The sequence below is a fragment of the Massilia mucilaginosa genome, assembly GCF_011682145.1.
Taxonomy (GTDB): domain Bacteria; phylum Pseudomonadota; class Gammaproteobacteria; order Burkholderiales; family Burkholderiaceae_D; genus Telluria_A; species Telluria_A mucilaginosa.
The window spans coordinates 1-13,988 of sequence record NZ_WHJH01000053.1; the positions used below are offsets into that span (position 1 = coordinate 1).

Genomic DNA, 13,988 nt, shown 5'->3' on the forward strand with positions numbered 1-13,988 from the left:
GGTGGCCCCCGCCCGCCCCCCCCCCCCGGGTCCATTGCCGGGGCCCCCGCCGGGCCCCCCCCGCGCTAAAAACCCCCCCCGGGCCCCCCGCCCCCCCCCCCCCCCCCCCCCCCCCCCCCCCACGGCGGTTTTCATTTGCGCGCGTGGTTTGGTCGCCGGCACACAGCAATATCCCGAGACAAAGTGTCTCAATCTGGACATTTTCATGTTTCGCGCAACAAATGTTCTATTTTAGTTTTCCACAGGCGCGCCGCGCTGCTCTTCGGCAATAAATCCACTTTTCCCTGCTAAGCCCGCCATCCTGGTATTGACGGTCGGCAATGCACGTGTTGCTTCACCTAACGAAACATCCTCTTCTTGAGAAACACATTTCCAAATGTAAATACTTTGTCACGGAAACGTCATGCATAGTTGCGAGAATTCAGTTGTCTGTACCTATTCATGTTAACGGGATTCCTATGCGCCACCTCACCACCTTCAAGCTGTTCCGCCCGCTCGCCATCGCCCTGGCGCTGTCCGCCAGCCACGCCGCCATGGCATCCGAAGCCGACCATCAGGAATTCGAAGCCACCCTGCATGTGCCGTATGCGGCCGCCAGCGCGGCGCGCACCTTCACGCTCGCCTTCGACTACCCGCATGCCGAGCGTGCGCAGGAAGTGAGCTGGAAACTGGAACTGGTCAGCCCGGGCGGCCAGGTGGTCCAGCAATGGACGGGCGTGCAGCGCATGTTCCAGAAGCCGGTCGATGTCAAAGTGCGCTGGGCGGGCAAGTCCGGCCTGGCCGACGGGGTCTACCAGGTGCGCATGCAGGCGGTTTCCAACGACGCAGCCGAGCGCGGCCGCGCCCCGGACCAGTCGCCGGAATCCGTGGAGCGGCTGCTGGCGGCCGGCGCCGACGAGATGGTGGAACAAAGCTGGGACCTGGCGATCGGCAAGACCGCCCAGGTCGCCATGCCGGCCTTCCGGGCTTTGCCCACCAACAAGGTGAACGGCAAGGCGGGCGAGCTGTCGTCCGTGCAAACGGCCGCGCCCGCGCCCGGTTCGCTGCCGTACACCGTGTATTTTGCCAACCTGCACAGCCAGACCAATCACAGCGACGGCGGCGGCGCCCTCGGCAGCTGCAGCGGCTCGCAAGCGCCGCAAAGCGCCCCCTTCGGTCCGGCCGATGCCTTCGCCTACGCCCGCAACAAGGGGCTCGATATCCTCGCCACGTCCGAGCACAACCACATGTTCGACGGCTCCGACGGCACCAACAGTTCCGCCAGCCCGGCCACGGCCAAGGCCCTGTTCAAGTCCGGCTTGAGCGCCGCGGCCGATTTCAATGCCGCCAATCCCGACTTCCTGGGCGTGTACGGCATCGAATGGGGCGTGATCAACAACGGCGGCCACCTGAACATCTTCAACACCCCGGAACTGTTGCAGTGGGAGCTCAATAGCAGCGGCCAGCTGATCGGCGACACGCTCACGCCCAAAGGCGACTACAGCGGCCTCTACACCCTGATGCGCCAGCGCGGCTGGGTGGGGCAATTCAACCATCCTTCATCGAGCGGACAATTTCTGGTCGGTGGCGTGCCGCTCGGCTACACGGCTGACGGCGACGAGGCCATGGTGCTGTGCGAAGTGCTCAACACCTCGGCGTTCTCGACCAATACCAGCGAAACCGAAACCGGGCGCAGCAGCTTTGAAAGCGCCTGCAACAAAGCGCTTGAGTCCGGATTTCACATCGCCTTTGCCACTAATCAAGATAATCACTGCGCCAACTGGGGCGCCTCCTACACCAACCGCACCGGCGTCTTGATTCCCAACGGCACGCCGCTGACGCAAGCGAGCTTCATCGAAGCGCTCAAGGCGCGGCGCGTGTTCGCCACCATGGACAAGACCTCGCAACTGGTGCTTACCGCCAACGGCAAGGTCATGGGCGCGCGCATGACCAACAGCGGCCCGCTCAACCTGATCGCCAACTTCGCCAGCACCAGCGGCAGAGTGGCGTCGACGGTATCGATCGTCGAAGGCGTGCCGGGGCGCAAGGGCACGGTCAGCCAGCTCGCCAGCAGCGCCAACACCACCATCACCCCATCGGTGGGCGAGCACTTTTACTATGCCAAGCTGACCCAGGATGACGGCAAGATTTTGTGGTCCGCGCCGATCTGGGTGACGCAGACGGCGGGCGGCGGCGGGGGCGACACCACGGCGCCGACGGTCAGCGCGAGCCAGAGCGGCAGCACGGGCAACATCACGCTGGCGGCGACGGCGAGCGATGCCGGCGGCATCAGCCGGGTCGAGTTCTATGTCGACAACGTGCTCAAAGGTGTCGACAGCACCGCGCCGTACGCGCTCAGCCTCGACTCCGCGACCCTGAGCAACGGCAGCCACCAACTGACCGCCAAGGCGTACGACGTGGCGCTCAACAGCGCGGTATCGGCGCCGATCGGTTTCAGCGTCAGCAACGGCGGCACGGCGCAGCAGCAACTGCTGATCAATAGCGGATTCGAATCGGGCGTGAGTGGATGGGTGGCGTCCGGCGGCGTGATCAACGCGACGGGCCAGGCGGCGCGTGGCGGCAGCTGGAAGGCCGCGCTCAACGGCGAAGGCGCCGCCAACACCGACACCGTGTACCAGCAGGTGGCGATTCCATCGACGGCGACCAGTGCCACCCTGGCATTCTGGATCAAGGTGGTATCGAGCGAAACGACGACGACCAGCTCCTACGACAAGCTGAAAGTGCAAGTGCGCAGCGGCAGCAACGCCGTGCTGGCCACCTTGGCGACCTACTCCAACCTCAACAAAGGCAGCAGCTACGTGCAAAAGACGTTCGACCTGACGGCCTACAAAGGGCAGACGGTGCGGATCTACTTCGAAGGCGTGGAAGGCTCGACGATCCCGACGGCATTCCTGATCGACGACGTCACCCTCACGACGCAATAAGCAACACCCACACCGGGGTCAGAGCTCTAACACCCACACCGGGGTCAGAGCTCTGACTCGAAACTTTTTTGTTGCCGCCACACCGGGGTCAGAGCTCTAAATTGCAATTTTTTTGATAAAAACGGGGATGCGTAGCATTATCACGACAGAACCTTGTCCACTTCGCAGTTATCGAACCAATCTTGCCACACGCTGCGCCACCGGCAACTTGTAAAATCGGTATGGGTCGCCAGTTTTGCAATGTTTCGAATTAGAGCTCTGACCCCGGTTGTAGGAGTCGGAGTCGGAAATTGGTAGGAATTCAGAAGCCGAAGCGGGCGCCGGCGCCGAGCAGGGTGAGAATGCCGAGCACGGCGAAAATGGCGGCGGCGATGCCGTGCACCAGTTTCAACGGTACTTTGTTGGCAATCCGCTCGCCGAAATACACCGCCGGCACGTTCGCCAGCATCATCCCGAACGTGGTGCCGGCCACCACCGCCAGCATCGATTCGTAACGCGCCGCGAGCGCCACCGTGGCGATCTGGGTCTTGTCGCCCATCTCGGCCAGGAAAAATGCGATCAGGGTCGTCAGGAAGACACCGTATCGCCCCAAGCCCGGCTGTTCGTCGTCATCGAGCTTGTCGGGCACCAGGGTCCACGCGGCCATCGCCAGGAACGACACGCCCAGCACCCAGCGCATCACGTTCGGTCCGAGCAGGGTACTGACCCACGCCCCCACCGCCGCCGCAAACGCATGGTTGGCCAGGGTCGCCACCAGGATCCCCAGCACGATCGGCACCGGGCGCCGGAATTTGGCCGCCAGCAGAAAGGCCAGCAGCTGCGTCTTGTCGCCAATTTCGGCGAGGGCGACGATGCCCGTTGATACAAGAAAGGCGTCCATACAATGTGATCCGAGGGGCAAGCGCGGATCATAACAGAGCCGCCAGCGTCGCTGCACGCCACACGGCGCCGTCAATACGCGCCTGCGCGCTTTCGTCCGGCCTGCGGAAGTGATATTCTGCCTGCGCCAATCCACATGCCACCGACCCGGAAAGACCATGAAGACTTCGACCCTCCTGCGCGCCACCGCCTGCGCCGTATTCTGCCAATTGAGCGCCCATGCGTATGCCCTCGATCCCCTGAGCTACGCGCGTTACGACCAGGTGAAAACCAGCGCCCTGCACATGGACCTGAAGGCCGATTTCGCAAAAAAGACGCTGTCCGGCCACGCCGAACTGACCTTGAACTGGATCGATAAATCCGCGCGTATTCTGGACCTCGACACGCGCGCGCTGACCGTCTCCAAAGTACAGGCGCTTGATGCCAGCGGCAAGTGGGTCGGCGTGCGTCATACGATCGATAAACTCGATGCCGAAAAAGGCCAGGCCATGCACATCGACCTGGCCGCGCTGCCCGCGCAGCCGGAGAAGGTGCGCATCTACTACCGCACGTCGCCGAGCGCCACCGCGCTGCAGTGGCTCGCGCCGGTGCAGACCATGTCGGGCAAGCAGCCGTTCATGTTCAGCCAGTCGCAGACGATCGACGCGCGTTCGTGGGTGCCGCTGCAGGATACCCCTGCCGTGCGCTTCACCTATAGCGCCCACATCGAGGCGCCCAAGGACCTGCGCGTGGTCATGAGCGCCGATAACGATCTCAATGCCACCGGCAAGGGCGGCTGGGACTTCAAGATGCCGCAGCCGATTCCATCCTACCTGCTGGCCATCGGCATCGGCGAGATCGACGTGCGCGCCCTCGGTTCGCGCACCGGCGTCTACGCCGAACCAAAACGCATCGGCGCCGCCGCGTATGAATTCATCGATACCGAAAAGATGGTCGCCGCCGCCGAATCGCTGTACGGCCCTTATCGCTGGGGGCGCTACGACATGCTGGTGCTGCCGCCGTCGTTCCCGATCGGCGGCATGGAAAACCCGCGCCTGACCTTCCTCACGCCGACCATGATCGCGGGCGACCGCAGCCTGGTCGACCTGATCGCGCACGAACTGGCGCACAGCTGGTCGGGCAACCTGGTCACCAACGCGTCGTGGAAGCACTGGTGGCTCAACGAAGGCTTCACCACCTACGTCACCACCCGCATCCTCGAATCCTTGTACGGTTCCGAAGTGGCCGACATGAACCTGCAGCTCGAGCAGGAAGAAGCCATCGCTTCGCTGGCCACCATCCCGGCCGCCAAGCAGGCCTTGCTGACCAAGGACCCGGACACCTCGTCGGCCAACTACACCGATGAAGGCCTGGCCTACCCGAAGGGCGCGTGGTTCCTGCGCACCCTGGAGCAGCGCGCCGGCCGCGCGGTGTTCGATCCCTTCCTGCGCGGCTGGTTCGACCAGCATGCATTCCAGAGCGTGACCACCGAGCAGTTCGTGGCTTACCTGCGCAAGAACCTGCTGGCGAAAAATCCCAAGCTGCTGACCGACGCCGAACTGGAAGAGTGGCTGCACGGCGCCGGCATTCCGGCCAGCGCCAAACGCGTCGCCTCGACCCGCCTGGCCGCCCTCGATGCGACCCGCGCCGGCTGGCTGTCGGGCGCCACGCCGACCGCCAGGCTCGATACCAAGAAATGGACGTCCACCGAGTGGATGAAGTTCCTGAACGATATCGACAACAAGGCGACCGCCGCGCAGCTCAAGGAACTCGACCAGGCTTTCCGCCTCGCCAAGAGCACCAATAATGAAATAGCCTTCCGCTTCTTCCGCGCGTCGATCAACGCCGGTTATGCCGACGTGCGCATGCCGCTGGAAGCTTTCCTCATGAGCGTGGGCCGCCAGAAGTTCGTGGTGCCGCTGTATGCCGCACTGCGCGCCAAGCCGGCCGACAAGGTCTTTGCGGAGTCGGTCTACAAAAAGGCGCGCGCGCGCTACCATCCGGCCACGCAGACCAGCGTCGACAAAAAAATGGCAGGCAAATAAGAGGATCGGCACCGTGCTCCATTTGAACCGTATCGCGGCGGCGACCCTGCTTGCCTTGAGTAGTTTTGCGGCCGTCGCGCAGGCGCCAGCCACGCCAGGCGCCCCGGTCGCGGCCGGCGCGCCGGCGCGCGCCTATGACCTCGACGCCGATGTCGCGCGCGTCATGCAGACCTTCGATGTTCCCGGCATGGCGATCGCCATCGTCAAGGATGGCAAGGTGGTGGCTACGCGCGGCTTCGGCGTGCGCAAGCTGGGCGAACCGGCGCCGGTCGACGGCAAGACCATCTTCGAGGTGGCGTCCAATTCCAAGGCCTTCACCGCCGCCGCGCTGGCCATGCTGGTCGACGATGGCAAGCTGGAATGGGACGACAAGGTCATCAAGCACCTGCCCGACTTCCAGATGTACGATGCCTACGTCACCCGCGAGATGACGGTGCGCGACCTGCTGGTGCACCGCAGCGGCCTGGGGCTGGGCGCCGGCGACCTGCTGTGGTGGCCGACCACCAGTTTCACGACCGACGAAATTATCCAGCAGCTGCGCTACGTGCGGCCCGCCACGAGTTTTCGCAACAGCTACGCCTACGATAACCTGCTGTATATCGTGGCCGGCAAGATCATCGCGCAAAAGGCCGGCAAGCCGTGGGGCGATGCGGTGCGCGAGCGCATCCTCACGCCGCTGGGGATGAACACGACTACCACCAGCCTGGCCGAGAATGCGGGCAACCCCAACGTGTCGGCTCCGCACAGCAAAATCAACGGCAAGATCGCCGCGGTGCGCGCGCTGCCGGTGCCGAACGCGGTCGGCGCTGTGGGCATCAACACCAGCGCCGAGGATATCGCGCGCTGGATGACGGTGCTGCTCGATGGCGGCGCCATCGCCGCCGCGCCCAAGGATGCGCAGGGCAATCCGGCGCGCCTGTTCAGCGAGGCGCAGAGCCGCGAAATGTGGACCGCGCAAACGCCGATGAAAATCAGCGAACCGAAACCGACGCTGGCGGCGACCAGGCCGAATTTCTTCGCCTATGGCCTGGGCTTCCAGCTGCGCGACTACAAGGGCCGCAAGCTGGCCTTGCACGGCGGCGCGCTGCAGGGTTTCTATTCGCGCGTGGTGATGGTGCCGGAGGCGAAGCTGGGCATCGCGATCCTGACCAATGCCGAAAGCGGCGGGGCCATGACGTCGCTGCAGTATCGCCTGCTCGATCATTATCTCGATGATTCCCTCAATCCTGCGCCGAGCGACTGGATCACCTTGATCGGCGATGTGGAAACTGACATGCGTAACAAGGATTTGGCCAGGCAGAAAACCGCCAGCGCCACCCGCGCCGCCGCCTCGCGCCCGTCGCTGCCGCTGGCAGCCTACGACGGCGAGTACCACGACGCCTGGTACGGCGCGGTGACCATCAAGCCGGCCGGGGGCAAGCGGGTCATGAGCTTTACCCGCACGCCCGACCTGACCGGGGAACTGGAGCACTTCCAGCACGATACCTTCATCGTGCGCTGGAAGGAGCGCAACTTCAACGCCGACGCCTACGTGACGTTTTCGCTGAACCCGGACGGCAGCATCGAGCGCGTGAAGATGGCGCCGGTGTCGTCCGAGACGGACTTCAGCTACGACTTCGCGGACCTGCTGTTCACGCCCGCGAAGAAGAAGGACACCAAGGACGCCAAATAGGGCTTAGCCCTTCGGCAGCGCGGCGGTCAGGTCGACCCAGCTTTTCGGCTGCGGTTGGCCGCGTTCGCGCACGCCGAAAAAGCTCACCACCTGCTCGCCCTCGTTGTCGTAGAACTCGACCGAGGTCACGCCCGCGCGCCGCACCACCCAGCCGCTCTTGAAGGCGCTGTCGCGCAGGTGCAGGTTAAAGGCCGGATCGAGCACGTTGTACCAGCCCGCGCTCGGCGCCGTTTTTGTGATCTTGCCGCTGAAGATCTGGATCACCGCGCCGTTGCCCAGGAAGGACATGAGCGGCAACTGCTGTTTGGCCGCTTCGTCGAGCAGGGTGCGTACCGCTTCGGGTTTCAGGCGCTGTACCATGCCGGCCGGCGCCAGGCGCATCGCCTGTTCGCGCGTGATCTTGAATTCGGTCAGCAGGCGGTTGAACTGGTGCACGTCGCTCATCTCGTTCCAGGCCTGCTGGAATTCCTTGACATCGACTTTGCTGTCGGCCAGTTCGGCGGCTTTCGGCGCGCGGGCGGCCACCTTGAGCGCCGCGTTCTGTTCGGGATGGCGGAAGTCGGCCACCAGCTTGTCGAACACCGCCACGCCAGCGGCGTCTTTCGGATAGATCTTGTGGATCGCGGCGCCGTTCTCGTCGAAGAATTGCAGGCTGCGTTTGACCACGCCGTCGGAGCCCGGCTGCGCCACCGCGAATGCGTGCTTCCATTTCGAGAAGGTGAAGCGCAGGTCGATCTCGCCACCGAGGTAGCCGCCGGCGATGTTGCGCTGGCGCGCTTCGCGCTCTTCATCCTTCACCACCTCTTTGTCGTCCTCCGGCTGCGCTTTGACCTTGGTCGCCACGCCGGTGCGTTCGATCACGCCATTCTCGTTGCGCGTCAGCGCCAGCACGGTGCCCAGGTCGAGCGCGCGGCGCATGATTTCGCGCGGGTCGTTGCCGTCGCTGCGCAGGCGCGTGACGGTGCTGCCGATGCCGGTCGCCAGCAGGTCGGCTTCCGATACGCCGAGCGTGCGCGCGGCGTCGCGGATCATCACCTTGGGCTGTTCGGCGCGGAGCTGGCTCCAGCGCTCGCTCAGGGTGGCGGCGCCGGCGTGGCCGGCCAGGACAAGCAGGGCGCCGGCAATGGCCAGCGGAAGGGTGCGTAAGCGTTTCATGGAAGTCTCCGGGTGGTGAAAAAGAGTGGTTAGTACTGGAACGTCAGCATGGCCGCGGCATTGCGGCCGGGGCGTGTCTGGCGTTCGATGTCGGCCAGCGTGGCGGCGTCGCCGCCTGCGGCCAGCGAGCGCGATGTCGCGTAGTCCCAATAGCGCTTGTCGCCCAGGTTGTAGATGCCGACGTTGAGTTTGACGTTCTTGCCGATGTTCCAGTAGGCGGCCAGGTCGGCCACGGTGGCGCCGGCGATCCGGAAGCGCGCCACGCTGGTGTTGCCGATGGTGTCCGAAGCCGGCCGCTTGCCGGCGGTGGCCACGGCGCTCAGCGAGACGCCCCAGGCATCGCCCGGCGCATCGTAGGCGAGGGTGGCGCTGGCCTTGCGCGGCAGGGTGGAGGCCAGTTCGCCTTCCTTGCCGGTGCCGCTGTCGCGCGCCTTGCCGTGCGAGACACCGGCGGCCGCCGCAACGCTGTAGCCGGCCAGCCCTGGCGCCCACGTACCCGGCTCCGCGCGCAGCGACGCTTCGCCGCCCCAGGTGCGCGCGCTGCCGTTGTTCTCCGGCCGGTACAGGCCGCGTGTGATGGTCGGGTAGTTCACCGGGTCCGGCGCTTGCGCCACGTAGTCGATGAAGTTCTTGTACTCGGTGCGGAACACCGATGCGCTGATCTGCATGCCTTTGGCCGGGCTGCTTTTCACGCCCGCCTCGAACGCCTGGCTGGTTTCCTTTTTCAGGTTCGGATTGCCCAGCACCGCGTAGCCGACACCCGATCCGGTGTAGCTGAACGAGTCGTAGGTGCCGGTGCGTTCGGCCGCCGTCGGCAGGCGCGCGCCGCGATTGAGGCGCGCATACACCGACAGGTCGTCGCTCAGTGCGACCGACAGATTCAGGCTCGGGGTGGCGTAGGCATCGCTCTCGGGCTTGATCTCGCCGGCCGCCGATGGCACGGCGACCACGTAGCCGCCCAGGTTCTTGGGCGTGAGCTTGCGGTATTCGGCGCGCAGGCCGGGCGTGAGCGTGGCCTTGTAGCCGCCCAGCGCGAAGCCGAATTCGCCGCGCAGGTAGGCGCTCGCCTTGTCGCTGTCCATGTCGGCCATGCGGTTCTTCATCGTGAACTGGTGCGCACCGCTGGCGATGACGGTACGGTCTTCCAGCCACGGACGGCGCGTCCCGGTTTGCTCCCAGGCGGCGCCGTAGGCCAGGCTGAGCGAGTCGTTCAGCCTCAGGGTGGCGTCCGCCGCCGCGCCGGCGCTCTTGTTGAAGTAGCCGGTGTCGATATTGCGCAGGTAGGGCTGGTTGCCGGTGATATAGCGCGCGCGGGTGCGGTCTTCCACGCTGGCGTCCTGCAGATACAGGCGGCTTTCGAGTGTGTCGAAGATGCCGTTGGCGGCGCCGCTCATGCGATGCTCAACACTCACGCGTGTCCGTTTGGTGTGCGAATCCTGCAGCACGCCGTTCGGATACAGGCCGCCGGTCTTGTTGACGTAGCTGCGCGCGTTGTCGCGTTCATAGCCGTCCAGGGTCAGGCCGATGCGTTGGCCCTGCACTGGCGTCCACTGGAACTTGGCCAGCACCGCGTTCGAATCCCAGTCGTCCGGATTTTCCGCCACGCTGCCCTTGTTTTCAAGCTCCTTGCCGCTGCGGTGCACGGCCACGGCCAGCGCATCGAGGGCGCCGATGCGCGCGGCGCCGGTCAGGCTGTGCGAGCGGCTCTTGTTGGCGGCGCCGTAGCCGAGCGCATAGGCCAGGTAGCTGCGCTTGTCGTCGCTCAGGTAGTCGGACGGCGACTTGGTGGCAAAGGCGACGCTGCCGGCCAGGCCGGGCGTGCCCGCCGCCGCCGGGCCGGTGCCGGAGCCGATGCGCACTTCGCGGAACATGGCCGGGTCAAAATAGTCGCGTCCGATGCCGAAGGTGTTCATGGCGGTGCCGTCCGGCTTGGGGGCGGCGTCGGGCAGGGCGATGCCGTCGATGTCGAGGCTGACGCGATTGCCTTCGACCCCGCGGATATTGAAGCCGGTGTTGCCGGCGCCATCCCACACGCTGCCGCTGCCGCTGAAGGCGGCCGGCACGGACACCAGGGGCTCGTAGCGCGCAATGGCGCTCATGTCGCCGGCGTTGCGGCGCGCCAGTTCCTCGGCGCTGATGACGGCCACGCTGCCTTGCAGCGCATCGGCCGCCTTCTCCTTCTCGCGTACGGGGGTGACGACGATATCGGACAACTGCTGCGGCGCGCGCGGGCCTTGCGCATGCGCGCTGCCTGCGCCGAGGATCGCCAGCATGGCGGCGTTAAGGGTGGTGTTGAGAAGGCGGCGCGCTGGTGCGGCGGCAGGCCGGCGTGCAATCGCGCGTGCCGGCAGCGGGGTCGGAGTGGTCATGGTGGTCCAGGTCGAAGAGTGTCAGGCTGGCTCTCGGACCTGGCGACGCGGGCGCGTCGCGCAGGAACACTTGCTGGCGGGTGTCAAATGATAACAAGAATCATTATCATTTGCAATGCATCTCCACCCGGCGCGTGGCTGACGCGTGGCTTACTTGCGGTTCCAGACGTCCATCATGTCCTGGGTGCCCTGCAGGCGGATGCCGTTATCGGACAAGATACTTTCGGTAGCGTCGACCATGTCCTTGCGGCGCAGGACGATGTTTTCGCCGCCGCGCTGGTCGAAATGGATCACGATCAGCTCGTCCTTCGAGTCGCGCAGCAGCTGCACCATATGCGCCAGGCTGCGCACCGGGACCTTGTTCACCGAGTAGATCACCGAGCCGAAACGGTTGGAGTAGCCGGCCACCGATTTATGCGGGAAGAAGGGCGAGCTGACCACCACCAGTTCCTGGCGTTCCGGCGTCGGCGGGTCGCCGCGGCGCGTCACCAGCGGGCTGGCGATGTAGCTGGCGGTCGCCATCACGTTGACGCTCGAATTGAGAAAGGCCAGGAAGTCGGTGCTGGCGCGCGAGAGCACGATCGGACCGTAGATGAAGTACGACGGATAGCCGTTGTTCAGGTCCGCAATGAGCAGCTTGCGCCCGCCCACGGCCGGTACCTTGACATTCATGCTTTTGCCGGCGCGGACAATCGTCAATGGTACCGCGCCATCTTTGGTCACCTGCTGCACACGGTACTGGAAGCGCACGCGCAGGTTGGTGCCCAGCTTGACCATGCCCTGGTTGTCGATCGGCGAATCGCCGATGTGGGTGATCACGTCCCACTCCTTGAGCGGATAGGCCGCGTCGTTCTGGTTGGGGCGCTGCACCACGGCCCCGGCGACCGACTTGTCGAGTTTGAGGAATTCGCGCAGGACCGGGTTTTCCAGCGTCTGCACTTCGTCGGTCAGCGATGGCTTGCCGTCGTATTTGCCATCGGCGACATCGCGCAGGAACAGGTCTACTTCTTCGTTCGGGATGATGTAGCCGATGTTCTGGGTGTTGGCGGCGCCGCCGAAGGCCAGGCCCACCATCTTGTCGTTGGCGATGGCCGGCCCGCCGCTGTTGCCGGGGTTGATGGCGGCGTCGATCTGGATGCGCAGGCCGGTGGTGCCCATGCTGTAGTTGGCGAATTCGATGCGCGAGACGATGCCCTTGGTGATCGAGAGCGAGGTGCCGCCGGTCGGGTAGCCGTAGGCGAAGACCTGGTCGCGCACGTCCGGCAGCACGCTGGCGCGCGCGACCGGCGCGTGCGTGTCGAAGAACGATTCGTCGTCGAGTTTCAGGATGGCCAGGTCGATCCCGCGCGCGACCGCCACCACCGTGGCCGAGACCTTGCCGCCGGCCTGGCTGGCCTGCACCTGGACCTGGCTGGCGTAGCCGACCACGTGGGCGTTGGTGAGAATGCGCTTGCCGTCGATGACCACGCCGGAGCCGGTTACCTCTTGCGGCGAGGCCTTGGTCCACGGCTTGTACGGGTCCGGGCGGCGCAGGGTGGCGAACACCTTGACGACCGAATTTTCCAGGTTGGCGGGAATGGCGGCCACCGGCGCTGCCGGAGTGGCAGGCGAAACTGCGCTCGTGACATCCTGTGCCCCGTGGGCCAGTGAAGCGTGGGCCAGCAGGCTTGCCGCGGCAAGGGCGGCGGCGGCGGCGATACGCGATATGTTCATTGGGTAATTTCTGGTTGGGAGAAGGAGCGGCGAGCGTTCATCATACACGCGCGCGGCGCGCCGTTCCAGCGCCTGGCCGGGTGGAATCGGCAGGCAAAAAAACGGCCCCTTGCGGAGCCGTTCTTGTCTGTTACTGCTTCACGAACTTGAGCGTCATGCGGTCGCTCTCGCCGATTGCCATGTACTTCTCGCGGTCGACATCCTTGTTGGCCAGCACCGGCGGCAGTGCCCACACGCCCTTGTTGTGGTCAGCCGTATCCTTTGGATTGGCGTTCACTTCCGATTTGCCGGCCAGCTTGAAGCCGGCGCTTTCAGCCATCTTGATCACGTACGCTTCCTGCACGTAGCCGCTGTCGGCTTTCGGCGCCTTGCCGGCCGGCGCGCGGTGCTCCACCACGCCGAACACGCCGCCCGGTTTCAGGCTCTCGTGGACCTTCTTGAAGACTTCCTTGACCTTGTCGTCGCCGTTGCCGGTCCAGTTATGGATGTTGCGGAAGGTGACCACCAGGTCGGCCGTACCCGGCTTGGCGAAGTCGTACGCGGTCGGCACTTCGAACACGCCGCGCTGGACCTTGTCGAACATGGCAGGTTTCGATTCGAGCTTCTTGGTCAGGTTGGCGGCGTACTTGCGCGCGCCTTCCTTGGCCGACGTCGGCGACTCGCCGGCGGCGATCAGCTTGCCCTTTTCGCGCAGGTAGGGCGCCAGGATTTCGGTGTACCAGCCGCCGCCCGGCGACAGCTCGACCACGGTCATGGTCGGCTTGATGCCGAAGAAGGTCAGCGTTTCGTAAGGATGACGGGCGCTGTCGCGCGCGGCGTTGGCAGGGGTGCGCTCGGTGTTGGCGATGGCCGCCTTGAGTGCGTCGTCGGCGTGGGCTGCGCCGGCCATGCCTGTGGCCAGCATCGCGGCCAGGATCAATCGTTTCATGTTGTCGTCTCCGGTATCGGTAAGTACTGCGGGGGCGATGCAATATCGCCAACTAGCGCGATGATCGAGGATGCACGCTTGAAGGTCAAGCCGAATTTCATATGTACATACTGTCCGCCAGAGCGAGCGGACACAGCTGCGGACACTGCGGACAGCGTCCGCCGGACACTCGCGGATTCGCGAATCAAGCACTTAGCTTGTGGCACAAGTTTTGCGTATTCTTTTCGCCATTTTGCTGGTAAGGTTTCTGTTGATTTTTTGGTTCAGGCCAGCGATCGGCATGGTGCCGATGAGCAGAAAAACAAAGAGCGCCCGCGCAGTGCG

General features: G+C 64.8%; 8 protein-coding genes. 3 read left to right on the top strand and 5 right to left on the bottom strand.

The genetic code is table 11. From position 1 onward, the window contains the following. Positions 1–458 precede the first annotated feature (458 nt). Entirely contained in the window at positions 459–2,924 is a 2,466-nt protein-coding gene (locus F2P45_RS27795; RefSeq protein ID WP_166881464.1) for a CehA/McbA family metallohydrolase, read from the top strand. Positions 2,925–3,225: 301 nt separating this feature from the next. On the opposite strand, the gene F2P45_RS27800 is transcribed toward F2P45_RS27795, so the two are convergent. Further along, complete coding sequence (locus F2P45_RS27800) at positions 3,226–3,804, bottom strand: TMEM165/GDT1 family protein (protein WP_166881465.1); 579 nt, start codon at positions 3,802–3,804, stop codon at positions 3,226–3,228. A 157-nt stretch (positions 3,805–3,961) separates the two neighbouring features. On the opposite strand from F2P45_RS27800, the gene F2P45_RS27805 reads away from it, so the two are divergent. Together F2P45_RS27805 and F2P45_RS27810 are read left to right on the top strand one after the other, a co-directional pair. Beyond that, a complete protein-coding gene (locus tag F2P45_RS27805) occupies positions 3,962–5,827 on the top strand; it encodes a M1 family metallopeptidase (RefSeq protein ID WP_166881466.1) in 1,866 nt (621 codons plus the stop codon). A 13-nt stretch (positions 5,828–5,840) separates the two neighbouring features. Further along, positions 5,841–7,499, top strand: a complete 1,659-nt coding sequence (locus tag F2P45_RS27810) for a serine hydrolase (protein WP_166881463.1) — start codon at positions 5,841–5,843, stop codon at positions 7,497–7,499. A gap of 3 nt (positions 7,500–7,502) precedes the next feature. Here F2P45_RS27810 and F2P45_RS27815 read toward each other — a convergent pair whose 3' ends face one another. The 4 genes from F2P45_RS27815 to F2P45_RS27830 all read right to left on the bottom strand — a co-directional run bounded on the left by F2P45_RS27815 (position 7,503) and on the right by F2P45_RS27830 (position 13,664). Beyond that, entirely contained in the window at positions 7,503–8,654 is a 1,152-nt protein-coding gene (locus tag F2P45_RS27815; protein ID WP_166881467.1) for a hemin-degrading factor, read from the bottom strand. 29 nt (positions 8,655–8,683) lie between these two features. After that, positions 8,684–11,023, bottom strand: coding sequence for a TonB-dependent receptor domain-containing protein (locus F2P45_RS27820; RefSeq protein ID WP_166881468.1), 2,340 nt, complete (start codon positions 11,021–11,023; stop codon positions 8,684–8,686). A 150-nt stretch (positions 11,024–11,173) separates the two neighbouring features. Continuing rightward, positions 11,174–12,736 carry a S1C family serine protease gene (locus tag F2P45_RS27825; RefSeq protein WP_166881469.1) on the bottom strand — a complete coding sequence of 521 codons (1,563 nt, stop codon included), beginning with the start codon at positions 12,734–12,736 and terminating at the stop codon, positions 11,174–11,176. A 130-nt stretch (positions 12,737–12,866) separates the two neighbouring features. Further along, complete coding sequence (locus F2P45_RS27830) at positions 12,867–13,664, bottom strand: class I SAM-dependent methyltransferase (RefSeq protein ID WP_166881470.1); 798 nt, start codon at positions 13,662–13,664, stop codon at positions 12,867–12,869. Between the last annotated feature and the right edge of the window lie 324 nt (positions 13,665–13,988).

Coding starts and splice junctions, on each gene's coding strand:
- F2P45_RS27795 (WP_166881464.1), top strand. CDS start 459: ATGCGCCACCTCACCACCTTCAAGCTGTTCCGCCCGCTCGCCATCGCC.
- F2P45_RS27800 (WP_166881465.1), bottom strand. CDS start 3,804: ATGGACGCCTTTCTTGTATCAACGGGCATCGTCGCCCTCGCCGAAATT.
- F2P45_RS27805 (WP_166881466.1), top strand. CDS start 3,962: ATGAAGACTTCGACCCTCCTGCGCGCCACCGCCTGCGCCGTATTCTGC.
- F2P45_RS27815 (WP_166881467.1), bottom strand. CDS start 8,654: ATGAAACGCTTACGCACCCTTCCGCTGGCCATTGCCGGCGCCCTGCTT.
- F2P45_RS27820 (WP_166881468.1), bottom strand. CDS start 11,023: ATGACCACTCCGACCCCGCTGCCGGCACGCGCGATTGCACGCCGGCCT.
- F2P45_RS27825 (WP_166881469.1), bottom strand. CDS start 12,736: ATGAACATATCGCGTATCGCCGCCGCCGCCGCCCTTGCCGCGGCAAGC.
- F2P45_RS27830 (WP_166881470.1), bottom strand. CDS start 13,664: ATGAAACGATTGATCCTGGCCGCGATGCTGGCCACAGGCATGGCCGGC.